22 protein-coding genes, 1 pseudogene and 1 other annotated feature are annotated in these 22609 nt (G+C 68.2%); of the genes and pseudogenes, 8 read left to right on the top strand and 15 right to left on the bottom strand.

What is annotated here, in order from left to right; translation table 11 throughout:
* Nucleotides 1–62 precede the first annotated feature (62 nt).
* Complete coding sequence (locus tag CGQ25_RS16030) at nucleotides 63–473, bottom strand: cupin domain-containing protein (RefSeq protein WP_208710831.1); 411 nt, start codon at nucleotides 471–473, stop codon at nucleotides 63–65.
* Nucleotides 470–1336: a helix-turn-helix transcriptional regulator gene (locus CGQ25_RS16025; protein ID WP_208710830.1), complete on the bottom strand. Its 867-nt coding sequence runs from the start codon at nucleotides 1334–1336 to the stop codon at nucleotides 470–472. Before CGQ25_RS16025 ends, CGQ25_RS16030 begins: the two co-directional genes overlap by 4 nt.
* A 104-nt stretch (nucleotides 1337–1440) precedes the next feature.
* Between CGQ25_RS16025 and CGQ25_RS16020 the strand changes: the two genes are divergently transcribed.
* The 3 genes from CGQ25_RS16020 to CGQ25_RS16010 are packed head-to-tail and all read left to right on the top strand — an operon-like array spanning nucleotide 1441 to nucleotide 3030.
* Nucleotides 1441–1815 (top strand): DUF2255 family protein, encoded by a 375-nt coding sequence (locus CGQ25_RS16020; protein ID WP_208710829.1) that lies wholly within the window; start codon nucleotides 1441–1443, stop codon nucleotides 1813–1815.
* Between the two features lie 12 nt (nucleotides 1816–1827).
* The gene (locus CGQ25_RS16015; RefSeq protein WP_208710828.1) at nucleotides 1828–2172 is read left to right on the top strand and encodes a carboxymuconolactone decarboxylase family protein; all 345 of its coding nucleotides are present in this window, start codon (nucleotides 1828–1830) and stop codon (nucleotides 2170–2172) included.
* A 3-nt stretch (nucleotides 2173–2175) separates the two neighbouring features.
* Complete coding sequence (locus CGQ25_RS16010; RefSeq protein ID WP_208710827.1) at nucleotides 2176–3030, top strand: aldo/keto reductase; 855 nt, start codon at nucleotides 2176–2178, stop codon at nucleotides 3028–3030.
* Between the two features lie 78 nt (nucleotides 3031–3108).
* On the opposite strand, the gene CGQ25_RS16005 is transcribed toward CGQ25_RS16010, so the two are convergent.
* From CGQ25_RS16005 to CGQ25_RS15995, 3 genes are all read right to left on the bottom strand, one after another.
* Nucleotides 3109–4461: an adenylosuccinate lyase family protein gene (locus CGQ25_RS16005; protein WP_208710826.1), complete on the bottom strand. Its 1353-nt coding sequence runs from the start codon at nucleotides 4459–4461 to the stop codon at nucleotides 3109–3111.
* A 43-nt stretch (nucleotides 4462–4504) separates the two neighbouring features.
* Nucleotides 4505–5899 (bottom strand): cation:dicarboxylate symporter family transporter, encoded by a 1395-nt coding sequence (locus CGQ25_RS16000; RefSeq protein ID WP_208710825.1) that lies wholly within the window; start codon nucleotides 5897–5899, stop codon nucleotides 4505–4507.
* 114 nt (nucleotides 5900–6013) lie between these two features.
* Nucleotides 6014–6784, bottom strand: coding sequence for a GntR family transcriptional regulator (locus CGQ25_RS15995; protein ID WP_208710824.1), 771 nt, complete (start codon nucleotides 6782–6784; stop codon nucleotides 6014–6016).
* 533 nt (nucleotides 6785–7317) lie between these two features.
* Between CGQ25_RS15995 and CGQ25_RS15990 the strand changes: the two genes are divergently transcribed.
* Nucleotides 7318–7647, top strand: a complete 330-nt coding sequence (locus CGQ25_RS15990; RefSeq protein ID WP_208710823.1) for a hypothetical protein — start codon at nucleotides 7318–7320, stop codon at nucleotides 7645–7647.
* 391 nt (nucleotides 7648–8038) lie between these two features.
* Nucleotides 8039–8350 carry a hypothetical protein gene (locus CGQ25_RS15985; protein ID WP_208710822.1) on the top strand — a complete coding sequence of 104 codons (312 nt, stop codon included), beginning with the start codon at nucleotides 8039–8041 and terminating at the stop codon, nucleotides 8348–8350.
* A gap of 255 nt (nucleotides 8351–8605) precedes the next feature.
* Here the strand turns inward: CGQ25_RS15985 and CGQ25_RS15980 are convergent, their stop codons facing one another.
* The 5 genes from CGQ25_RS15980 to CGQ25_RS15960 form a co-directional block, all read right to left on the bottom strand.
* The gene (locus CGQ25_RS15980; RefSeq protein ID WP_208710821.1) at nucleotides 8606–9163 is read right to left on the bottom strand and encodes a hypothetical protein; all 558 of its coding nucleotides are present in this window, start codon (nucleotides 9161–9163) and stop codon (nucleotides 8606–8608) included.
* 9 nt (nucleotides 9164–9172) lie between these two features.
* On the bottom strand, nucleotides 9173–10252 hold the full coding sequence (locus CGQ25_RS15975; RefSeq protein WP_222703667.1) for an ImmA/IrrE family metallo-endopeptidase: 1080 nt from the start codon (nucleotides 10250–10252) through the stop codon (nucleotides 9173–9175).
* Between the two features lie 846 nt (nucleotides 10253–11098).
* The gene (locus CGQ25_RS15970; protein ID WP_208710820.1) at nucleotides 11099–12025 is read right to left on the bottom strand and encodes a LysR family transcriptional regulator; all 927 of its coding nucleotides are present in this window, start codon (nucleotides 12023–12025) and stop codon (nucleotides 11099–11101) included.
* Between the two features lie 281 nt (nucleotides 12026–12306).
* Complete coding sequence (locus tag CGQ25_RS15965; protein ID WP_208710819.1) at nucleotides 12307–13599, bottom strand: MFS transporter; 1293 nt, start codon at nucleotides 13597–13599, stop codon at nucleotides 12307–12309.
* Nucleotides 13600–13651: 52 nt separating this feature from the next.
* Nucleotides 13652–14869 carry a M20 family metallopeptidase gene (locus CGQ25_RS15960; protein WP_208710818.1) on the bottom strand — a complete coding sequence of 406 codons (1218 nt, stop codon included), beginning with the start codon at nucleotides 14867–14869 and terminating at the stop codon, nucleotides 13652–13654.
* A gap of 88 nt (nucleotides 14870–14957) precedes the next feature.
* Here CGQ25_RS15960 and CGQ25_RS15955 point away from each other — a divergent pair, with 88 nt between their 5' ends.
* Nucleotides 14958–16043 carry an Lrp/AsnC family transcriptional regulator gene (locus CGQ25_RS15955; RefSeq protein WP_208710817.1) on the top strand — a complete coding sequence of 362 codons (1086 nt, stop codon included), beginning with the start codon at nucleotides 14958–14960 and terminating at the stop codon, nucleotides 16041–16043.
* A gap of 497 nt (nucleotides 16044–16540) precedes the next feature.
* Here CGQ25_RS15955 and CGQ25_RS15950 read toward each other — a convergent pair whose 3' ends face one another.
* Together CGQ25_RS15950 and CGQ25_RS18740 are read right to left on the bottom strand one after the other, a co-directional pair.
* Nucleotides 16541–16816, bottom strand: coding sequence for an isocitrate/isopropylmalate family dehydrogenase (locus tag CGQ25_RS15950; RefSeq protein ID WP_208710816.1), 276 nt, complete (start codon nucleotides 16814–16816; stop codon nucleotides 16541–16543).
* Nucleotides 16813–16962, bottom strand: a pseudogene (locus CGQ25_RS18740) (penicillin acylase family protein); the annotation flags it as partial. The gene CGQ25_RS15950 and the pseudogene CGQ25_RS18740, both read right to left, overlap by 4 nt.
* A gap of 451 nt (nucleotides 16963–17413) precedes the next feature.
* Between CGQ25_RS18740 and CGQ25_RS15940 the strand changes: the two are divergent.
* A protein-coding gene (locus tag CGQ25_RS15940; protein ID WP_255405379.1) for an IS3 family transposase occupies nucleotides 17414–18678 on the top strand; the annotation gives its coding sequence in 2 pieces (ribosomal slippage) (nucleotides 17414–17717 and nucleotides 17717–18678; 1266 coding nt in all).
* Nucleotides 17713–17847, top strand: a sequence feature (AL1L pseudoknot). It overlaps the preceding gene by 135 nt.
* Before the next feature lie 743 nt (nucleotides 18679–19421).
* On the opposite strand, the gene CGQ25_RS15935 is transcribed toward CGQ25_RS15940, so the two are convergent.
* The 3 genes from CGQ25_RS15935 to CGQ25_RS15925 form a co-directional block, all read right to left on the bottom strand.
* Complete coding sequence (locus CGQ25_RS15935) at nucleotides 19422–19916, bottom strand: hypothetical protein (protein ID WP_255405378.1); 495 nt, start codon at nucleotides 19914–19916, stop codon at nucleotides 19422–19424.
* Between the two features lie 338 nt (nucleotides 19917–20254).
* Nucleotides 20255–21082, bottom strand: coding sequence for a hypothetical protein (locus CGQ25_RS15930; RefSeq protein WP_208710815.1), 828 nt, complete (start codon nucleotides 21080–21082; stop codon nucleotides 20255–20257).
* Nucleotides 21079–21645, bottom strand: coding sequence for an RNA polymerase sigma factor (locus CGQ25_RS15925; RefSeq protein WP_208710814.1), 567 nt, complete (start codon nucleotides 21643–21645; stop codon nucleotides 21079–21081). The genes CGQ25_RS15930 and CGQ25_RS15925 overlap by 4 nt, the downstream gene beginning before the upstream one ends.
* Before the next feature lie 206 nt (nucleotides 21646–21851).
* Here CGQ25_RS15925 and CGQ25_RS15920 point away from each other — a divergent pair, with 206 nt between their 5' ends.
* On the top strand, nucleotides 21852–22364 hold the full coding sequence (locus CGQ25_RS15920) for a hypothetical protein (protein WP_208710813.1): 513 nt from the start codon (nucleotides 21852–21854) through the stop codon (nucleotides 22362–22364).
* The last annotated feature ends 245 nt before the right edge of the window (nucleotides 22365–22609 follow it).

The following is a 22609-nucleotide window of genomic DNA, read 5'->3' as shown; positions in this document are numbered from 1 at the left end:
CTGGGTGTCGTGAGCCCCGGAACCTGGCGGGTTGCGGGGCTCGTGTCCGGCGGAGGAGGGGGTCAGTTCCGTGCGGTGCCGTTGTACTCGTCGTCGGTGATCTGCTCGCCCCACCAGGAGGCGATGTCGGCTCCGTCGTCGGCTTCGAGGATCGCGAGGTGCTCCATCATGCAGCCGGGTGCGGCGGCGTGCCAGTGCTCCTCGCCGGGCGGGGTGTAGAGGGTCTGGCCGGCGTGGACTTCGATGATGTTGCCGGCACGGTCCCCGAAGCGGGCGACGCCGTCGGTGACGTGGAGGTACTGGCCGCGGGCGTGGGAGTGCCAGGCGGTGCGTGCGCCGGGCAGGAAGCGGACCTTCGCGACGGTGGTGCGCTGCTCGGGGCCGTGGGGGACGGCGATGAGGTCGAGGTACACCCCGCCGGGGAACTGCGCTTCGGGGTTGAGGGTCGTCTCGCGGGTGGGCTCGATGTTCATGCGTTCTCCTTGGTGGTTGCGGTCTCGGTGGCCGCCCAGGATGCGAGCAGGCGCAGCCCGTCCTCCGACGGGGTGCCGGGGTCGGCGGTGTAGGCGGTGAGGGTCAGGCCGGGGGCGTTGGGGATGTCGAGGGCGTCGAATGCCAAGTGCAGGTCCCCGACGGCGGGGTGGCGGAAGTCCTTGTAGCCGCCCCGGTGGAGGCGGACGTCGTGCATTGCCCAGCGGGTGCGGAACTCGTCCGAGCGGGTGGAGAGTTCGCCGACCAGGTCGGTCAGGGACTTGTCGTAGGGGTCGCGGCCGGCTTCGGTGCGCAGGATCGCGACCGCGGTGTCGGCGGCCTTCTCCCAGTCGGGGTAGAGGTTGTGGGAGCGCGGGTCGAGGAACTGGAACCGCGCCAGGTTCACCGGCCTGGACCCGCTGGCGTACGCCTCGGAGTAGAGGGCGCGGCCGAGGTCGTTGATGGCGAGGATGTCGAGGCGGCCGTTGCGGACGAACGCGGGCACTCCGTCCATCGAGTCCAGGAGGCGCTGGATGCTCGGTGTGACCGCGGGAGCCGGCCTGCGGCGGGGCCGGGACGACCGGGAGGCGGCGCGGGCCAGGTCGTAGAGGTGCGCGGTCTCGGCGTCGGTGAGTTGAAGGGCCCGGGTGAGGGCCTCGAGGACGCTCTCGGAGACGCCTGCGAGGGCGCCGCGTTCGAGCTTGGTGTAGTACTCGGCCGAGACGCCAGCAAGCAGCGCGACCTCTTCCCGGCGAAGCCCGGGCACGCGGCGGTTGCCGCCGAAGGCCGGCAGCCCGGCCTGCTCGGGAGTGAGCTTCGCCCGCCGGGTGGCGAGGAACTCGCGGATCTCGCTGCGGTTGTCCATGCCTTTCACGCTACGTCCGGGATCCGGGCCGCCGGGAGTCTCTGCCAGTACCCCTATCAGCAGGGCCTCCCACCCGTGGACGGGTGCGGCGTTGACTGGAAGGCATGAACGATTGGACACCCTACGAGCTGGCGGCCATCGCCTCAGCCGACGACTTCCACATCTCCCCGTTCCGCGCCGACGGCGTGGCCCTGGGCACCCCGACCTGGATCTGGTCCGTGGTCGTGGAGGGCGCCGTGTACGTGCGCGCCTACAACGGCACCGCCTCGCGCTGGTACGGCTCGGCCGCCGCCCAGCGCGCCGGCCGGATCACCGCCGGCGGCATCGGGAAGGACGTCGCCTTCACCCCGGTCCGGGATGAACGGCTCGACGCCCTGATCGACGCCGCATACCGGAGCAAGTACGCCGGCAGCCCGTACCTGGCACCGATGCTCACCGACCGGGTCCGCGCCGCAACCGTGCGCGTCGGCCCCCGCTGAAAGGAACGCGGCATGACGAACGAGACCACTGGCTGGACCGGCGGACAGCGGGCCTTCGGGGACTTCGCCCTCGGCCTGGTCCACTACACCGACCGGGTCCTCTTCGACCAGGTGTGGGAACGGCCGCAGCTGTCCAAACGCGACCGCAGCCTGGTCACCGTCGCAGCGCTCCTGGCGGGGGGCAGCGCCGAGCAGCTGAACTTCCACCTGGCCTTCGCGAAGCAGAACGGCGCCACCGAGGAGGAGCTCGTCGAGGCGATCACCCACCTGGCCTTCTACGCCGGATGGCCCAAGGCCATGTCGTCCATGACCATCGCGAAGACCCTCTTCGCACCCGACGACCAGAAGGAGAACTGAACCATGATCCTGGACGAGACGTACACGCTGTCCAACGGGGTGAAGACCCCGAAGCTGGGCCTGGGGACCTGGTTCATCGACGACGACAAGGCCGCCCAGGCCGTCAAGGACGCCCTCGCCCTCGGCTACCGCAACATCGACACCGCCCAGGCCTACGGCAACGAGTGCGGCGTCGGCGAAGGAATCCGCGCCAGCGGCGTCCCGCGCGAGGAGGTCTTCGTCTCCACCAAGCTTGCCGCCGAGATCAAGGACTACGACGGCGCCGCCGTTGCAATCGACGGCTCGCTCGCGGCGTTGGGGCTGGAGTACATCGATCTGATGCTGATCCACAGCCCCCAGCCGTGGGACGACTTCCGCGGCGGCGACTACGCCGAGGGCAACCGCGAGGCCTGGCGCGCACTCGAGGACGCCTACAGGGCCGGGAGGCTGCGCGCCATCGGCGTCAGCAACTTCGAGCAGGAGGACGTCGAGAACATCCTGCGGACCGCCACGGTCGCCCCCCGGGTGAACCAGCTGCTGGTGCACGTGGGCAACACCCCCCGCGGGCTGCTCGCCTACTGCGAGAGCAGGGACATCCTCGTGCAGGCCTACTCGCCCATCGGGCACGGAGCCATCCTGAAGGACCAGGACCTCCAGGCGATGGCGGAGCGGTACGGGGTGACCGTCCCGCAGCTCAGCCTCCGCTATGCGCTCCAGCTCGGAACGGTGCCGCTGCCCAAGACCGCCAACCCGGACCACATGCGCAGCAACGCCGAGCTCGACTTCACCATCGCGGACAACGACATGCAGGAACTCCTCGGCCTGCAGATCCGCGACTACGGCAAGGACTCGGCCTTCCCGGTGTACAGCGGCAAGTAAGCACCAGGCGGCCGACATGGCTGTGCCGCTGAAGGGCGCAGCGTTCCACGGAGCGTGGGACGCTGCGCCCTTGTGCGGTCAGCGTGGGTGCTGGGCGAGGACTTGCTTGGTCATCTCTCCTGCGCTGCCGAGGTAGCCGGAGGGGTCGCAGAGTTCGTGGATGCGGGCGGTGCCGAGCTGCTCGACGAGGTCGTCGTGGTGCAGGAGTTCGTCCTCGAGGGTCGAGCCGGTCTCGATTGCTGCCTTGCATGCGCCATAGACCATGGTGTGGGCGCGCTGCCTGCCGAGCTTGGGCGCGACGGCCATCATGACGGCCTCGGCCACGATGAGCCCGCCGGTCAGGTTGGTGTTCGCCCGCATCCGGTCCACGTTGACCTCGAGTCCGGAGAGCATGAACTCCGCCTGGTGCAGCGAGCTCGAGGCGAGGAGGAACGCCTCCGGCACGGTGGCCCACTCGAGGTGCCACGGGCCGGTGGCGCGCTCGAAGTCCTGGACCATCGCGTCCAGCATCGTGGAGGACTTGTCGCGGAGCATCTTGGCCGCTGCGAGCATGAGCTCGCACGAGATCGGGTTGCGCTTCTGGGGCATGGTCGAGCTGGCGCCTCGGCCCATCACGAACGGCTCCGCGACCTCGCCGAACTCGGAGGAGCACATGAGCATCACGTCCAGTGCGATCTTCCCCAGCGACGCGCCGATCGCGGCGAGCAGGGAGACGAGCTCGGCGAGGCCGTCCCGGGCGACGTGCCAGGTGATCTCGGGGTCGCGCAGCCCGAGCTCGGCGGCGAGGGCGGCCCGGACCTGCAGGCCCTCGGGGCCGTGGCCGAGCGAGGCGAGCGTCCCGGCGGCGCCGCCGAACTGGACCATGAGCGCGCGCTGTGCGGCCTGGTCGAGCCGCTCGGCGTGCCTGTCCAGCGCCGAGAGCCACACCGCGGCGCGGAACCCGAAGGTCACGGGCAGGGCGTGCTGGAGGTGTGTCCGCCCTGCCGTGATGGTGTTCAGGTGCGCCTCGGACAGGGCCGCCAGGGCCCTGCGCACCCCGTCCAGCTGGTCGCGGACGAGGTCGACACCGGCCTTGCACTGGAGCATCGTGGCGGTGTCCATGATGTCCTGGGTGGTCGCGCCCCAGTGGATGTACCCGCCGTCGTCCCCGCACTGCTCCGCGAGCTGCTCGACGATCGGCAGGATGGGGTAGCCGACGATGTCGGTCTCGCGGCGCAGGCGCTCCTGGTCCAGGGCGTCGAAGCCCGCGGCAGACGTGATCCGCTGCGCGGCGTCGGCGGGCACGAGCCCGACGGCGGCCTCGGCCCGGGCGAGGGCCGTCTCGGTGTCGATGATGCGGCTGACATAGGCGCGGTCGCTGAAGACCTCGCGCATCTGAGGCGTGCCGAACATGTCGCGGAACAGGAGGGAGTCGTACACGGTGCTGCTCATGGGTGCCTTCTTCTGGTGGATCGTGGGGTGGCCTGTGGGACGGTCACTTGCTGGTGGCGAGCTGCCCGGCGGCGACGGGCGCATCGCCGTGGGGGGCGACGTCCCTGGCCTCGCCTTCGGCCTGGGCGGCGGCGAGCTCGGCCTGGAACTCCTTCGGCTGCGCGAGGGCCCAGCGGACGCGGGGCACGTCCATCTCCTTGGTGAAGCGCGAGACGACGAGGGTCGCGACGACGTTGCCGAAGGTGTTGCAGAATGCGGTGGCCATGGACATGAAGCGGTAGACGCCGAACAGGATGGCCACGCCCTCCACGGGGAGGTAGCCGGTCGCGGCCACGGTGGAGGCGAAGACGACGTAGGTCCCGCCGGAGACGGTCGCGGCGCCCTTGGAGGTCAGGAGCATGATAAGCAGGAGCCCGATCTGCTCGGGCAGGCCCATGTGGATCCCGTAGGCGTTGGCGAGGAAGAGCGTGCAGATCGCCATGTAGAGGCTCGTGCCGTCCAGGTTGAACGCGTACCCGGTCGGCACGACCAGGCCCACGCTCTGCTGGGAGATGCCCATCGCCGGCAGCTTGCGCAGCAGGCCGGGCAGGGCCGACTCCGATGAGGCCGTGCCCAGGACCATGGACATCTCGTCGCGCACCACGTTCAGGAGGCGGAAGATGTTGAACCCGGCGATCAGGCCGATGAGGCCCATGATCACGGTGATGAACAGCGCCACGACGGCCCAGTACTCGACCACGAGCGTTGCCAGGGCCACGAGCATCTTCGAGCCGTTGGTGCCCACGGAGTAGGCGATGGCGCCGAAGGCGCCGATCGGGGCGAGCTTCATGACCACGTTGACGAAGCCGAAGAACGCCTCGGAGACCGTGTCCAGGCCGGAGCTGATCCTGGCCAGGATCGAGGGCCTGAGGGTCAGGAGGCCGGCGCCGAAGACGACGGCGAGGATCACGACCTGCAGGAGCTGGGTGGACGTGAAGGCGCCGACGAAGCTGCTGGGGAAGATCTGGGTCAGGAACCCGGCGACCGTGTGGTCTCCGTCCGTCGCAGGAGGCTTGCCCGCTGACGACGTGAGGGCACCCGCGCCCTGGCCGACGCCGAGCAGGTTCCCGGCGAGGAGCCCGACAGCGAGGGCGATCGTGGAGACGACCTCGAAGTAGACCAGCGCCGCGAAGCCGATGCGGCTGGCGCGCTTGAGGTTGCCCGCGGAGAGGATGCCCGTGACGACGGTGAGGAACACGAGCGGGGCGATGCCGGTCTTGATCAGGGCCAGGAAGAGGTCGCCGACGACCTTCAGCTGCGCAGAGAACTCCGGGAACGCGAACCCGACGACGATGCCCAGGGCCATCGCGACCATCACCTGCGCACCCAGGCCCCGGTGCCAGGCCTTCCTGCCCTTCTTGGCGCTGGCCGAGGCCAGCAGCTGCTCTTGCGACTTCATCGACGCACTCCAACCTGTCTAGACACATTTTCTGTCTAGACAAATGTGAGGCATGGCACCCCCGGTGTCAACCCTGCCGGCACTCGGTCCTCCGGCAGAGGCGTTCACGCCCTCCTATGCGCCGGCTTCGGCGGGCAGGGTGCCCCGCTCGAGCACTGATTCGTAGACGAAGGCGTCCCCGGGGTGGGTGCTGATGACCAGGGCGAACACCTTGCCTTCCTCGTCGATGTACCGTCTGCTCAGCCGCAGGCCGATGTCTCCGGCGGCGCGGTTCAGGGCCGGCGCGGTCTCCTCGTCCAGCGGGACGGCCTGGATGCTCTGGAGGACCCGGACGAGGCGGCGGCCGCTGCGTTCGGCGACCAGGTCTGCGACCAGGCGCTGGCTGTCCTCCAGCTCGCCCTCCACGAGCTGGAAGTCCTCGGGTGAGAGGAACACCTCGGACCGCGCCACGGGGCTCGATTCCGCCTCGGGGTTGCGGCGGAGAGTGGTCAGCCGCACCAGTTCGGTGCCCTCGTCCTTCCCGAAGAGGGCAGCGACCGCGCCGTGGGCCCGGACGCGCTCGACAGCCTGGATGCTCCTGCTGGCGCTCTGCCCGTACTGGGTCAGCTCCTCGATGGAGCCCAGCCGGGAATGGAACTGCTCGGCCGGGACGGTGCGGATGACTTTGGTGCCCTGGCCCTTCCTCCGGGAGATCAGGCCGAGGTCCTCGAGGCGCTTCAGCGCGGCACGCACCGTCTCGCGCGAGCACCCGTACTCGGCGGCGAGGTCCGGCTCGGATGGGAGGAAGGCTCCGATCTCCCATTGCCCGTGCTGGATCCTCCCCGCAAGATCTGCGGCAATCGTCCTGTACCTCAGTGCCATCTCGCGGGCCCCCTCACTCTTCACTCAACCTGTCTGGACATCTTAGACAGGGAGAGCGGGCGACGGTGACCCGGCGGGGCTTCGCCAGGGACCTCTTGCAAGGGCGGCGTCCGGGGCAGGGCCCTGCGAGGCCCCGGCCTCCGCCCCGCCGTGATCGCCGGCCCGCGCCGGCTGGTGCCCTCCGCTGCCCTGCGGGCACATCCGGTCCTCGCTGCGCTCGGGCTGTGGCCCCGGGTCCTGGCCGTTGCCTGCGCTTCGCTCCGGCCCCGTCGATGCCCCGGGGCCTTTGATCGTCTTTCGGCTGTCCTGCGGATTGTACGCACCCGCCCGGAACCGGCTAGCCCCTCCTTCGTCGGGGCCGCCACGCGCCGAGAATTCTGCTCCGGCGCTTCGCTTCGCTCGCTTGTTTCCTGCGCAGATTTCCCGTCGGTGCCGCCCTTCGGGTAGCCGGTCCCGGCCAGGTGCCGGCGAACAAGTTCGCCAGCCGAAAAACGAACGGGGGAGGGGAGGCCCGGCTGGTCACCGCGGCCTCCCGGCCCACCGAACAGGAGACCGGTATGGGCTATGTGTACAGGGGCGGGCGCGAGAAGCTCGCCGCGGAGCTGCAGGAGTACAGCGAGGCGCTGAAGAAGGCCAACCGGAACCGGGAGAAGTTCCTGCCCCCTCGGGACTCCCACGGGGAGCCGATCGGGCGGACCGTGAGCGCGAAGCTGCGCGCGATCGCCAGCGCCGAGGCCGCCGCCATCGCCCGCCTGAAGGAGCGCAGGGGCAAGAAGAAGGCCAAGTGGGAGCGCTACGCCAATGACCCCGCGTGCTGGGGCGGAGCCTTCGGGCTGTGGCTCGCGGTGCAGGAGGCCAAGGAATGGGAGCGGGCGCGGCACCGGTAGCCAAGGTGGGGGCCGTCCTCCGGGACGGCCCCGGGCCCTTCACAGGGGTTTCTCGACTAGAGCACCTGCCCGCCGCGCCAGCGCCTCCCTTGGGTTGGCGGCGCGGCCGGCCTCCGCAGAGCTCCGGCCGGCGGACAGCGCGCTACCCGTGCGCTGCCTGCTGGCCGTCGGCGTGTCACCCCACATAGCGCCTTCCGCCCCTCCGGCGCGGCACCCGGCACCGCTAGGCTCGCCACCAGGGCACCGCCAGCGATACGGACGCACGCCCCCGAGGGTTTCCCTGGGTTCGGGAAGACGGAGGCCGGGAGGGCCGTGCGGTCTGTGTAAACCCCTGCCATCCCGCTCTTGCTCCCATCGCCCCACATCAACGACAAGGACCAAGAAAGGCACCATGCACACTCCTGAAGGCACCGCCCGGCCCCGCCGCCTTCCCGAGCCGTCCAGGATCGAGGAGACCGCTGCGGCCATGGCCGCGGTCGGTGAGGCCACCGACGAGGACCTGGCCGCCTGGACCCCCGAGAAGCTCGGCAGCGCGGACCAACTCCTCGCCGACCTCGAGCGGACAGCGACAGCCTGGGACACCGAGCCCCGGGCTGAGATCGGCGACAAGCTCTGGCGCACGAACCACCGCTTCCTCACCGACTCACGGGCGCTGCGCGCCAGACTCCGCCCACACCTCACCGCAACCGCCGATGAGGCATGACAGACCGGAGCGCGCCTCCGGTCCCAGCAAAGGTCCCTCTTCTCCACGAGTCACAAAACGCGAGTGGGACACATTGCTGGGACAGACGAAGCTGTAGGACTTTGCTGAGTTTCCACGGGAGCGCCCAGCGCCCGCAGAGGGTTTGGAGCTGTCGTGCCCCTGTCCCGTTCAAAGGAACGTTTGCTGAGACGACATCTTACGAGCCAACGTGAATGGGCAGTCGCCAAATCGACTAGTCGGCCTAGCCTAGGGATGCTATTGACCGAGCCAAGCTTCGAAGGCCTCGCGCTCATACCGGCACGGTGGCTGGTGCCGCTTCTTGTTTCTTAGGACGTGCACGTAGGACCAAAGGGTGTCGTGGTCCACGAATGCCGAGCGTGCTGCGACGCGCAGTAGTTCCCATGTGGTCACGACAGTAACTTGTGGAGCTGCGCTCCCCTGTTGGCTGACCACTTGGGCTACGCCTTGGTCATCCGTCACAAAGAGCGCCTGCAAGGACCGGCAGTCGATGAGGGCCAAAGTTTCAGCCTCGCCGAGGTTCTTGTATCGTCCGTCGCCTGGCTTGTCGAGTCTGGTCTTGTAGGTGGCCACAGCGAGATGCTCCGCAGGATTGGCAGGTCGTAGCGGCTCGCCGAAGATGCCGTCGGCAAGAGTCAGATCTTCAAGATCAGGCTCCATAGAGGAACGGGCACATTCAGATGCCACGGTGCCGCACCAGACCGGATTGCGCGCGAGCTTCTGCAAGAGGTCCATGCGATGCAAGTATGCAAAATTGATCAACACCGTGTTGTCCGGGAAGAGAAGCAGTGCCACGTACAGGCCTCAGATGCCGAGGACGGCGGCCAAGTCCGCTGGGGGCAATGATGATGCCGGTGTCGGCTCATCCACCTCGAGGCTTTCCGGTTCTACGCCGAGCATCCAAGCGAGAGTGTCCTTCTGTAGAACCCCTTCTGCGATAAGCGCCAGGTGGGCATCTTGAAGAGCAAGGGGGAACCGGCGCGTTGATGCCGCATCCATCCGCTTGGTGATCGGGTCTCCGTCCTCGGTAGGAATCCAATGCCGCCGGAGGAGACGTTGCGTCGGGCTCCCGGCCCACTCGCCAACAATCGGTGACGTTGGGATGCGCAGACTCGCAAGGCGGTTAGCCAGTGCATCGGTCGAGATGCCAAGGTCCCAGACTCGGCTGGCTAAATCCGATGGAGTGAGACCTGTCCAATCGAAGCCACGAACGATGTCCTCGGGGAGGAGGAGATCGGCGGCGAACGCGTTCGCTGCCCGTTCATGACGGTCTCGGGCTGCTCTCATGGAGTTCGGATCAGTATGATCTAAGACAAGATGCCCGAGTTCGTGGGCGAGACTCCAGTTCTCCCTGAACCAGTTCCCACTCCCGGGAACTACTATGACGGCCCTCCCCGCCACCGTGAACGAATATGCGGTAGAGAGTCCTGGCAGTCGCACGACATCGATCCCAAGCGACTCCAGCCGGTCTACGAACGGTCGAATGAAGTCCGTTCCGAGTAGCTCACGAGCTTGCTCGGTTGAGGTAGGAAGCTGCGACTTGGCTAGATGCGAGAGCTCGGCCTGTCGATAGGCCAACTCGACGTCAGCCAGCCCTTGGCTGTCGTCATCAGCCCCGGGTACATGGCGCCGCCCTGTCGCTGGATCGTATTCGTGGCGCGCTGCAATCACCAGCCGGGCAGGGTCGGGTTCACCCGTGATCAGGAAGTGGAGGTCGGCGCCTAGTAGGTCCGCGAGGCGGGCAAGTTCGATGGCCGCGAATCCGCGCTCACCCCGCAGAGCTCGCGAAAAGGCATCCGGAGTCATTCCGACTTCAGATGCGATCGTCTTGTGCGTTCGGCCTTCCGGCAACAGAGAAGCAACGCGGGCACCTATGCTCTCCATGCTTCAAGTCTACTTGATCGGCTTGGGAATTTCCCAACTACCCTCGCGCCGCAAGCGCTCCTGCCGCCGTGGCTCTGGACCCTCGCCTTGCGGAGCATGCGGCCGCAGAGAGCTTCGTTAGACATCATCTGAGCGACAGAGGGGCGGCCACATGCCAGGGCTGCGTCCTGGCATGTGGTCCTCGCTGCGTTCGGGCTGTGGCCCCGGGTAAGGAATCTCAATGGGGAATGTCAAGCCGGCAAGAGGGCGGGCGGCCGGTCTTCTGGTGCGTCTGCCGAGGGGGCCTTCGGCGGAAGCGGGTCCTGGCGGCTCCTTCCGGACGGCCGGGGGCGGAGAGGTTGAGGACGGGATCCTGCAGAGGTCGACGGCTCCGCGGTCAGGGGGTGCTCGGAGGTTGCGCTGTCCTGGCGCGGGTGGACGCTTTGTGGACGGGGGTGCCTGGCGTGGCGGCCTTCGGTTGCTTCGGGATGGCCTGTCGGCGCTGCCCGTAGGGTGTGAGGCCGCGCGGCTTGTACACAGCGAGCACGGTTGCGACGAGCAGCACGGCGATGGCGGCTGCGGCCTTCAGGGCGAGGTCGCCTCTGAGCCCGGCGAACGTACCGGCACCAGGTCGGGGCCAAAGCTTCCGTGGAGAGCCGGCTGGTCGCCCCGAGGTGCATCAGGAGCGCCAGGGTGCACAGGACATTGATGACGAGCTTGATCACGACCCACCAGTGCCGGAACAGGCCCCAAGGGCTGCCGAGGGAGGACACGAGCCCGGTCGCGAGGGAGGCCAGGCGCAGCGGGAGGATGACGAACCAGCCGACCGGCTCCAGCCCGGCGTCGGCGGCGCGCACGAGGAAGTCATCATGGCTGCCCAGGCCGACCAGGGCGAGGGCGAGGTAGGCGGCGATCGCCTCGTCGGCCGCGGCGACGACGAGCCGCAGGGCGCCGAAGCCGGGGTCGTCCCGCCAGACCACCGAGGTGCGCAGGCGCCGCCTGACGTCGGTCAGCGGGACGAATGCCGTGCCGGGGAAGGACTGGGCGAAGAGGCGGGTCGCGATGGTGATCCCGACCCCGACCCCGGCGGCGGCGAGGGCGAACGCGGTAGCGGTGTCCCGCGCCTCCTGGGCGATGCGCGGACGGGAAGCCGACGTCGATGCACGCCTCGATCGCTTCCTCCCGCAGGCGGAGCCCGCTGGCTGCGTCGACGAGCACGAACGGCTCGTCCGCGAGCGAGGCGAGCTCCACGGACGGGGCCGCGGTGAGCGGGTGGTCTGTGGCGACGGCGATGCCCAGTGCGTCGTCAGCGACGACCCGCGCGCGGAGCCCGTGCACTGTGCGCTGGCCTGCGGTGAAGCCGATGTCGAGCGCGTCGGTTGTGAGCAGGTCCATCACCTGGGCGCTGCCGAGGTGGGCCGTGAAGCGCAGCTCGATCCCGGGATGCCGGCGGCGGACGAGCCGGGAGATGTCCGCGACGGCCGGGGCGTCCATGCCTCCGGCGAACCCGATGCGCACGATCCCGTGGCTGTTGCGCTCTGAGTTCCGTGCGGCGCGCATTGCCTGGTCTGTCCGGGCGAGGACATCCTGGGCGAGGGGCAGGAACGCCAGTCCTGCCCGGGTCAGGGCCACGGCGCGGGTGCTCCGCTCCACCAGCTTGACCCGCACGCTGGCCTCGAGCTGGCGGATGTGCTGGCTCACCGCAGGGTGGCTCAGGTGGAGCGACTCGGCGGCCCGGCTGTAGTTGAGCTCATGGGCGACCGCAACGAACGAGGCGAGCCAGCGCAGTTCCATGGTGACAGGCTAGGGGAATGGCAGGCCCGGGCTGGGCGCGCGTCGGGCCGAGCGGGAGGCGATGGGCATCCCACCCGCGGTTCCTGTCCGGGCGGTCCCCTCGCAGCGGGCCTCGGCCAGTACGGGACTGAAGGCAGGCGAACCGTCTCTGCCTGCGGCGCCGGTTCCCTCGCTGGGATGGACGCGCAGGACACCTGCCTGCGCCCGGGCCCCACCCCGCGTTCCCGGCGGGAAACGGCCGGGGGGCGACGGACTGCGGGGTGGGGGGTGGGTGCCGGGTCTCAGTGGCTGAGGTCCTTGCCCTTGGTCTCGGGGACAGAGAGCACGACGACGGCGCTGACGACGAGCAGGGCGACTGAGTAGAGGTTGAAAAGGCCGGCGGAGCCGATCCCCGTGAGCCACTGCTGGAGGTAGGGCGCGGTGCCGCCGAACACTGCAACGCAGATCGAGTAGGGCACGCCGACTCCGACGGTGCGGATCTTGGTCGGGAAGAGCTCGGCGTACACGGCGGGGACGATCGCGGCCGAGCCGGCGATGAAGAACAGCATGACGGACATCGAGACGGTGAGCTGCCAGGGCGAGTCCCTGAGCAGCCAGATCATGGGGTAGTGCATGGCGGCGGCGCCGAGTGCGGAGGCCCACATGATGGGCTTGCGGCCGAACCGGTCTGCTGCCCTGCCCCACAGGGGCAGGACGGCGATGAAGACGACGAGGGCGATGCTGGATGCCCAGAGGGCCTCGCCGCGGTCCATGCCGAGGGTGGTGGAGGCATAGGTGGGGGCGACGACGCCCCAGATGTAGTAGGAGACGGTGAGGCCGACGGTCAGCCCGATGACCTGGAGTGCCTGCCTGCGGTGGCGCACGATCTGCGGCCACATCGGCTCGTGGCGCTCCTGGACGGTCTCGTGCTCGAATGCGTCGGTCTCCTTGAGGCGGGCGCGCATGATGAGCGCGTACAGGCCGAAGGCGGCACCGATGAGGAACGGGATGCGCCAGCCCCACGCGGCCATGTCCGCCTTGCTCAGGACGCCCGAGAGGACCGCGCCGAGCAGCGTCCCGCCGAGGATGCCGACGGTCCCGGAGGTGTAGATGAGCGTGGACCACAGGCCACGCTTCTCGCGGGGGGCCATCTCGGAGAGGTATGTCTGCGACGAGGGCAGCTCGCCGCCGTGCGCCAGGCCCTGGATGAGGCGGGCCACGAGCAGCAGCAGGGACGCCCAGGCGCCCACGGCGCCGAAGGTCGGGGAGATGCCGATCAGCAGGCTGCCCAGGGCTGCGAGGCCGACCGCGAGCGTCATGGAGGACTTGCGGCCGATCCGGTCGCCGATCCAGCCGAAGATGAAGCCGCCGAACGGGCGGGCCACGAAGCCGACGGCGAAGATCGCCAGCGTGCTCAGGATCGCCGAGGTCGGGTCGGTGTTGCTGAAGAGCTGGGCCGCGAAGTACGGGGCGAAGGTCGCGTAGATGGCCCAGTCGTACCATTCGACGGCGTTGCCGATGCCGGTGCCGATGAGGGTGCGCTGCGTCGACGGGGCGCCTTTCGCGGTGGTCGATCCGGGGGTGGAGGTGGTCATGGTGTTCTCCGGGGGCGTCGGTGGGGTCGGGGCGTGGGGTCGGGGACGGGGTTCACAGGCGTGGGGCGAGTTCGGCTGAGCGGGTGAGCGCGAGGTGGGCGTAGAGCGCGGCGCCGTCGGCGAGCACGCTGTCGTCGAAGGTCGCGAACGGGGAGTGGTTGAACGCGGTGGTCGCCGGATCCGTCCCGGGCGGGACGGCGCTGAGGCCGATGAAGCTTCCGGGGACCTCCGCGAGGATGCGCGAGAAGTCCTCCGACCCGCTCAGCGGCTGGGCGAGACGGGCGTGGCGGCCGTCGAACAGTTCCGCGATGGAGCCCTCGGCGAAGTCGGTCTCCGCCAGGTCGGTGACGGTGAGCGGGTATTCGGCCTCGTAGCGGACCTCGGCCTCGAGCCCGTGCGCGTAGGCGATGCCCTCCAGCAGCCGGGGGACGGCCTGCTGCATGCGCGCCCGGTGCGCGTCCGAGAACGTGCGGATCGTCGCGTCGAACTCCGCGGTGTCGGGGATGACGTTGCGCTTGGCGCCGGCCGCGAGCCTGCCCACCGTGATGACGGTCGGGTCGAACATGTCGAACTGGCGCGTGAGCATGGTCTGCAGGGCGAGGACCATCTCCGCGGCGACGGTCACGGGGTCCTTGGCCAGGTGCGGTGCGGACCCGTGGCCTCCGGCGCCGTGGACGGTGACGAAGAGGCCGTCCGAGGCGCTCATCATCACGCCGGGACGGGTCACGAACTGGCCGTGCGGGGCCAGCGACGAGAAGACATGGAGGGCGTAGGCGGCGTCGGCCCGGCGCCCGGCGGCGTCGAGGACGCCCTCGCGGACCATGTGCGCGGCCCCGTCGAAGCCCTCCTCGCCGGGCTGGAACATGAGGACCACGTCGCCGGCGAGGGTGTGCCGGCGGTCGGCCAGGAGGGTCGCGGCGCCCACGAGCATCGCGGTGTGCAGGTCGTGGCCGCAGGCGTGCATCGCGCCGTCGATCCGCGAGGTGTAGTCCACGCCCGAGCGCTCCTGGACGGGGAGGCCGTCCATGTCGGCGCGCAGCAGCACGACGGGCCGCGTCGCCTCGCGGGGGAGCGCCCCTCCGCGGAGGACCGCGGTGACGGAGGTCGTCTCGGTGCCGGTCGTGACCTCGAAGCCGAGGCCGTCGAGCGCGGCGAGGACCCTCTCCTGGGTGCGGGGCAGGTCGAGGCCGATCTCCGGCTCGCGGTGGAGGTCGTGCCGGAGGGCGGCGATCTCGCCCTGGAGGTCGCGGGCATCCTGGAGAAGCGTCACGGCTGCCTTCCTATGGGGTGGCTATTATCTGCTGGTCGCCTTCAAGTGTCAGGCAGCGGTGGCCTCTGAGCGTAAACTCGTCATTATCATGCAAACGGATGCCGGTATTGGTAGTGATCATGCATCGAGTGGTCTGGAACACGTCCTCACGGAGGCCGACCTCGAGCTCATCAATGCCCTCCAGATCGCGCCCCGCGCGACGTGGCAGGACGCCGGCCGCATCCTCGGCGTGCGGCCGGCGACGCTCGCCGTGCGGTGGGAGCGGATCCGGCGCAGCGGCGTCGCGTGGATCACCGGGTACAGCATCGGCGACCCCACCGCCATGAACCTCGCGTTCGTCGACGTGGACTGCGAGCCGGGCCGCGTGGGCGAGGTCGCCGACGCCCTCTGCGAGATCCCCGAAGTGCAGTCCGTCGAGCTTCCGGCCGGACACCACGACCTCCTGCTGACCGTGTTCACGCCCACCGTGACCGACTACGCCCGCACTACCGGCCCGGCGATCCTCCGGGTGCCGGGGGTCGAACGCACCCAGACCTCCCTGGGCAGCCGCCTGCACCTCGCGGGGCACTCGTGGCGCCTGTCTGCCCTCGACCCGGCCAAGGCAGCGGCATTCGCCGCGCTTCCCGCCCCCCGGCCCGCCCCCGGACCGCTCCCCGAAGCGTGCCAGGACCTGCTGCCGCTGCTCATGCGGGACGGGCGGGCCACAGCTGCGCAGATGGCCAAGATCCTCGACCGGAACGCCTCGACCGTCCAGCGCCAGCTCGCACGCGTGCTCGGCTCGGGCCTGATGTCCTTCAGGTGCGACGTCGCCCACGGCCTGGTCGGCTTCCCCGTCACCTGCACCTGGTACGCCAAAGTCCCGCCCGGAAAGCACGCCGCCGCCGCGGTGGCGGTCCGCTCGCTCCGCTCGGTCCGGCTGGCCGCCTCGGTCACCGGACAGGCCAACTTCATCGTCACGATGTGGCTCCGGTCAGTCGCGGAGGTCATGAACGCCGAACTGGCACTGCAGGAGAAGATTCCAGGCATCGAGCTCATCGAGAGCCTCGTGATGCTCCGTATCGCCAAGCGGATGGGCGTACTGCTCGACGCGGACGGGCGCTCGCTCCACCGCTCCGTCGTTGTCGGCGGAGTCCTGCCCAGCGATCTCGACGACAGCAGCCTGCCAGCCGGTTGACGCCCTCGGACTTCGAGGGACTCAACCGCCCGGGAGGGAGGCCGTGGCCCGGATGAGCAGCGATTGAGAGGATGCCCAGCCGCCGCCGAACCATCGGCGAGTTCGAGCACTCCCTGACGTCGGAGCGGACCAGTGGCGGCTTCGCCCCGGCCAGGGCCCGTGGCCGCATCGGGGGCCAGAAGCCCCAGCTCGGGCACCTTCGGTTCAGCAGCGCTTCCCAAATCGCCGAACTGCAGGCCTGCACGAGCAGCCTCGGCTTCTGGCGTGTTACGTCCCGCCCCCTCTTCTCACATACCCCCAACCCGGACGGGTTATGGAGAAGCCATCAGTTGCTCAAGTCTTCTCGGCTTCTCCGGCCGAGATCTTGAACTTGGCGAGGACTACCTTGGGATGTTCGCCGCGGCACCGAGAATCCCCGCACTCGTGTGGGCGACTCGAAACAGACGCATCGATATCCCAGATCAGCTCTCACGAAATCCTGTCGAGGACGGCTCGGGTTAATTCTGGTACCAGCAGAGCCAGCCCATGTCGCGGGTCCTAACTTGCCCTTCAGCGAGCACACTCCGGATTTGCCGGGAGAGAATGTCAGCTCCTGCTTCGGAGTGTTCGAGGTGGTCGAGCATCATGGACGTGGACCACATCGCACCGATCGGGTTGGCGATGCCCTTCCCTGCGATGTCCGGTGCCGACAATTGCGGGTGGTATGACCTCCTGCCCGATACCGTGGCCGGGGATGAACGCCGATGTGGTGGCGTGGATTCGGCACAGCTCATTCCCTCGTTTGGACAGATGCGCGGAGGATCATCCGCTGCCCAGTCGCGGACTCGACCGCAGCGCGGCTGTAGAGCAGTGGGAACGAGTCCCCGGCTCCCCACAGGGATAGGAGGTCTGAATAGTGGGGTGACCGGGGGTCGCCGGATTGGCCGGCCGTTTCCGCGTCGTTACACCGGAGTTAGTTCCGAAAAACGACTCACTAGCGTCTACGGTCAACCATGGCTGCGGCCCCCACCTGGTGCGAGGCCGCCGATCACTGCGAGCGGGGTGACCCTCAGCGGCACCTCGACCCGTCGTAGGAGGAAGGGACGGCAGCGACGACTTCGCGGGCCCACGACTTCGGCAGTTTCGGACATCGACGGGTGGCTGGCGTGGGACACGGCGCGGGCAGCGGCGACGGCGCCGGCGAGCTCCGTCTCGGGATCGACAGGTTCAACGAAGATCGAACCACAAAGCCCCCGCCGGCGGCCAGTCGCTGGGGCGAGCCGGTGACGGTCGGCGCCTGCCCCATTCCCCAAGAGATCTTGTCGAGGAGGGCGGAGTGAAGCGCCCTGAGTTTCTTGGAGGCTCCTGGCCTTGGAAACGAGGATGGAGTTATGCCGAAGGAACTGGCGTCGGGGAAGCCGACGACGCGTCGCTACTCGGATGAGGAGAAGGCGGCCGCGGTGCGGATGGTGAGGACGCTGCGCGCCGAGCTCGGTGTCACGCAGGGGACGGTGCAGCGCGTGGCGACGCAGCTCGGCTACGGGGTCGAGTCGGTGCGGATGTGGGTGAAGCAGGCCGACATCGATGACGGTCTCGCCCCGGGCGTGAGCAGCAGCGAGGCACAGCGGATCCGGGAGCTGGAGCAGGAGAACCGGGAGCTTCGACGCGCCAACGAGGTGCTCAAGCGGGCCGCGTCTTTCTTCGGGGCGGAGCTCGACCGCCACTACCGGAAGTAGTCGCGTTCATCGACGCGAACAAGGACGACGTCGTGGACGGGCGCCGGCTCGGAGTCGAGCTCATCTGCAGGCTGCTGCAGGTGGCTCCGAGCACCTACTATGCCGCCAAGGCCCGCACCCCGTCAGCGCGTGCGGTCCGGGACGGGGAACTGGTCCCGCAGCTGGTCGAACTCTGGGAGGCCAACTACCGCGTCTACGGGGTCCGCAAGCTGTGGAAGGCGGCCCGCCGCGCCGGGATCGCGATCGGGCGGGACCAGACCGCGAGGCTGATGCGCGTCGCGGGGATCGAGGGTGCGAGACGTTCGAAGCGGGTGAAGACCACGAGGCCGGACCCAGCATCGGCGAGGCACCCGGACCTGGTGCGGCGGCAGTTCACCGCGGCCGCGCCGAACCGGCTGTGGGTGACCGACCTGACGTTCGTGGCGACGTGGGCCGGCGTGGCCTACGTGTGCTTCGTCATCGACGCGTTCTCCCGCATGATCGTGGGGTGGCGGGTCGCGTCGCACATGCGCACCGAGATGGTCCTCGACGCGATCGAGATGGCGCGCTGGTCCCGTGGCCATCACCACGACGACCTGCGGTGCCACTCCGACGCAGGATCCCAGTTCACATCGATTCGCTACGGCGAACGGCTCGCGGAGATCGGCGCGACCCCGTCGGTCGGGACCGTCGGGGACTCGTATGACAATGCCCTGGCCGAGACGGTGAACGGGTACTACAAGGCCGAGCTTGTCCGCGGGCCTGCCCGATCCGGGCCGTGGAAAACGGTCGAGGACCTCGAGCTCGCGACGCTCGGATGGGTCCACTGGCACAACACCCAGCGGCTCCACGGCTATCTCGGCGACATCCCGCCCGCCGAGTTCGAGAACGCGTTCTATGCTGTCCAAACCGGCCGCGAACAGCTGGCCGGAATCAAATAGCGCGAGTCTCCATCAGACCCAGGGCGCTTCATCCCGTCACCTCCGTACTGTCTAGTCGAGGGCTTGGGGACAGTTCGGCTGGTGATGGATCTGGAAAGTCGCGTGGCCCCCGGTCGGGACCAGCTTGGGCTGCGCGCCGCAGTGGGGACACGGTTGCGGAAGCAGTCCTGGCAGGCCAAGGATGTCTGGGTTAGATGCATGGGGCTGCGAAGAGGCCGAGGGCGCGGCATGTGATTCCTCTGCACTGACCACGATGTTTGGTGGTACTCCGATGTCGATGGGCCTCACTCTGCTCTTGAAGAGCTTGCGCAGGAATCCCATTGTCTGCCTCAATCTCCTTCGGGCTGACGCCCCGCGGTATGTCAGGGATTGCTAAGTCTTGGCGAAGCCGTACGACTTCACGGCGTGCGTCGGCGCGCCTCCGCAGTAATCCTTCGTGCACCGGTCTCGGCCTGGGGCACGAAGCCAGTTTCGTTCGTGCCAACCACCGCCTGCACAGCAGGGTCGCCGAGGAAGACCATCGAAACACTCCCGCCGAGGAGATTCTTTCCGTCTGTGCTGGTGCGAATGCAGGTGAAGGCCGTGTGCTCCGGACCATCCGCTAACGCCGAGCCCACACAGGCAGCTGCCGCCAAGGCATGTGGTGTCTGACAGAGCTCCGCGACCGGGAAGCCTCCCTCAACGGCCGTTCCGCCTGCGAATGGCTCGAACGTCGCCGCCGATGCCAAAGTTCAGGACTGTACTTAGACCCGGGTCCGCCCGGAAAGCCTCCGGCGGCTAGCAATGAAATCAACAACAAGCGCACCAATCAGGGCTAAAACCAGGGGCGACTTCGCACCCTCGACCGCAATATAAATCATCAAAGGATAATGCTCATCCGGGTTGAGCCGCGGCCCGGATGCCATCGGGATAGCGAGCAGGGCCACCAACACCAATATCCCAAGTGTAATGAGACGGGCCGCGGTGCCGTGCACTGCCACCCGGTAAACCAGAACTGCTGCTGCAGCGAGAGCGATGAGAAGCGCCGGCCACACGTACCGCGGCCAGTCACCTTCGACGCCGACGATCCGGTCGTTGAAACCCAAGTAGCCGTGGGCCTCCGCCAGTTGCAACTGCATGGTGATGTAGCCGGCCAAAAGGACGACCACTATGGGCCCTGCAACAGCAATGAGGATGGATGACGCCCATCGAGGACCGGATGCTGTGCTCATTCTGTCCTGGCTGGCCACTTTGTTCACGATGAATCCCCCAATTCTCGATCCTCAGACTCTAAGCCTTACGGCACGTGCCGGAGAGCGGCGGAGCCAAACCGTTACCAGTCAGTGCCGACGCGGCGGGAGGTACCCGTGAGTCGATCGGCTGGCGGGCGTTGCGCTTCTACCGTCCGCCGGCGGTTGGCGATTCTCGAGGTACGAGTGTGGGTTTTAGCGCAGTGTGCCGGTGATCTGGGAGCTAAGAAGCGATACATGGCATGTGTTGTTGGAGACGTGATGGAGCAGAACGTCCCACCGTGTTTCTGGTTGGAGGCTCAGCCTGGTTGGTCGTTGGCGTGCTCCGATTCACCGCGGGGGTTGCTTCAGAGGGTGAGCCGGATCTTGCCGGTGCTGCCGTCGGTGTAGGTCACCTCGACTTCGATGCCTTTGCCTGACGCGTTCCGCAGCTCGTCGCCTGGCAGCCACAGGGCGAACTGTCCTCTGGCGACCGTCGCCGTCACGTCTTGGTGGTTCCGGCTCCTGTAGACGACTCCGAGGACGTCGGAGCCCGTGGCACCGGCCGCGATGGAAATGTCGCCGGCGCTCATGCTGCCGGTTCCCAAAGCCGAGGCGGTCAGCCCGCGCGGTCCGGGGCGGCTGTTTCCGGCGGCTTTGCCCACCGAACCGATCATGCCCTTGTTGAACCAGGTGGCGGCGTCATCGGTGATGCACAGTGCGGTGAACCCTCCCGCGCCCGTGAGCACGACCGTGGTCCACACTCCGCGCCGCTCAGCGATCGCTACCTCGGAGGAGTTGATGTCGTCGGCGTACATTCCGTCACCGACACCCTTCTTCGACGCACGGCATTCAGCTGCGGCGCTGTCACTGTCCGCCTGGCTCATGCCGGTGGGAATGGGGGTCCAGCTGGCAAATGCCGGGTCCCCACCGGACAGGGACGGAATGACAACCAGCCCGGCCGTGAGCGCCGCCACGAGTCCCCCGACGAGCACGGCCCGGCGGCCCTTCCGGCCGGGGCTCCGCACCTTCCCAGTGGCCGGGTTCACGATGGCGCGCTGTGCTGGAGCCGGCGCTGGGTCGGTGGACAGGATGCGGGCCAGGTCGGCGCGTGCGCGTGGAGTCCTGGCGTCGCTGCGGCGGTCAGCGGCGTCCAGCGATAGGAGCAGGGAGTCGATCTCGTGATTACTGGTCATGGCGCGGTTGTCCTTCCAAGGGGAGCAGCGTGTGTTCGGGAGGGCCGAGGCAGGTGTTCGAGGAGGGTGCGAAGTGCCCGGCGGGCACGGCTCAGGCGCAGGCGGAAGGCGACCGGTGAGATTCCAAGAACGGCTGCCGCCCGCGGGGCATCGAGGTCTTCGAACACAGCCAGGCCCAGCGCCTCCTGATGGACTTCAGAGAGCATGCGCCAGGCCCTGGCCAAATCCACCCGGCTCACGATCGCGTCGGCGTCGTCGCCCAGGGGCACCAGAGCGGCGGCGTCTGCGAGTCGCACACCGAGTGCCACACGACGCTGCTCTCCCCGGTGAGCGTTCAGAAGAAGGTTCCGCGCGATGCCGAAAGTCCATGCCCGCGCGTCCTCATGGCGCCTCGGCAGCTCATCGAGGCGGCGCCACACGACAAGGAAAGCATCGGCAACTACGTCTTCAGCATGGTCGGGGTGTGCGCGGCGTTGAACGAATCTGACGAGGTCCGGATAGACCACCTCATACAGGGATCTGAAGGTGTGCTCCCGGTCGGAAGCCTGTGCAGGGTGCCTCATGCCCCGTACCTGTCTGCCATTCGACCAAGTGTGTCGCAGCCAGGCAGGTTCGGTCCGGGAATCGAGCTCTGTGTCCAACGTCCGCTGGCCCGCTGAGGGATCCCTTTCTGGAGTCGGCGTGTGCTTATAGGCTCATCCGCAAGCAGAGCGTTTGGGGCCGTTGACTGTCGCAGTGTGCCGTTGGCCCCGGCAAGGAAGGGGCCTCGATGGCGGAGGACCATCGTCTTTCGGAGAGGCTTCCTACTGTCGGCACTGTCCTCACTCTGCTGGCGGCGTTGCTCACCGCATGTACGGACACCCGCTCAAGCGTGAATCCGTCGAAACCAACAGGTTCCGGCGCGGAATGCGTGTCGGCGTCCAAGGTCGGCGAGACTAGCAATGGCTTGGAAGTCGCGGCTGCCTCCGTGGACGGGACGACCTTGCATGGGTTGGTTCAGACGGAACCGTACCCGCTGGTGGGCTCGACAGACATAAAGAAGTTCGTGTGGCGCATCGGAGGTTCGGGGGACCTCACCGTCACCGTTTCCAAGCCGGACGGAACCACCACGTCGCTGGCCTGGGGTCCTGAACACCACAGCTCCAGCAACTACGACCGACCGGGCGACGAATACGGCACCGGCATGGTGGCCGACCAGCCCGGCTGCTGGCACTTGTCATTCCACCGAAGCGGTACAGGAAAGGCAGACGTCTGGCTGGATGTCGGCCGTGGAGCGGTCTGAGCCAGCCGAAGATCGTTAGACGGCGGAACATGATCGAACTCGACGTCGAGACACCGCATCCGCCCGCCTGTCCACCTCCAGCCGGTCTTCCTCCTGCGCCACTGGAATGGTTAGCTGCCCCGGGAACGCTTCGATCCGGGCGCCTCCGGCGCGCACTGGGACTTCCCCGAGCGCCAAGAGGAGAAATGGCCGCGCGAGCGGTCCATCGAACACAAGTTCCTCACCCCGGCATTCGGCACTTCCTG

It is taken from the genome of Sinomonas sp. R1AF57 (assembly GCF_002224485.1).
In the GTDB taxonomy this organism is placed as follows: domain Bacteria; phylum Actinomycetota; class Actinomycetes; order Actinomycetales; family Micrococcaceae; genus Sinomonas; species Sinomonas flava.
This window is presented reverse-complemented; position numbering and strand designations above follow the sequence as displayed.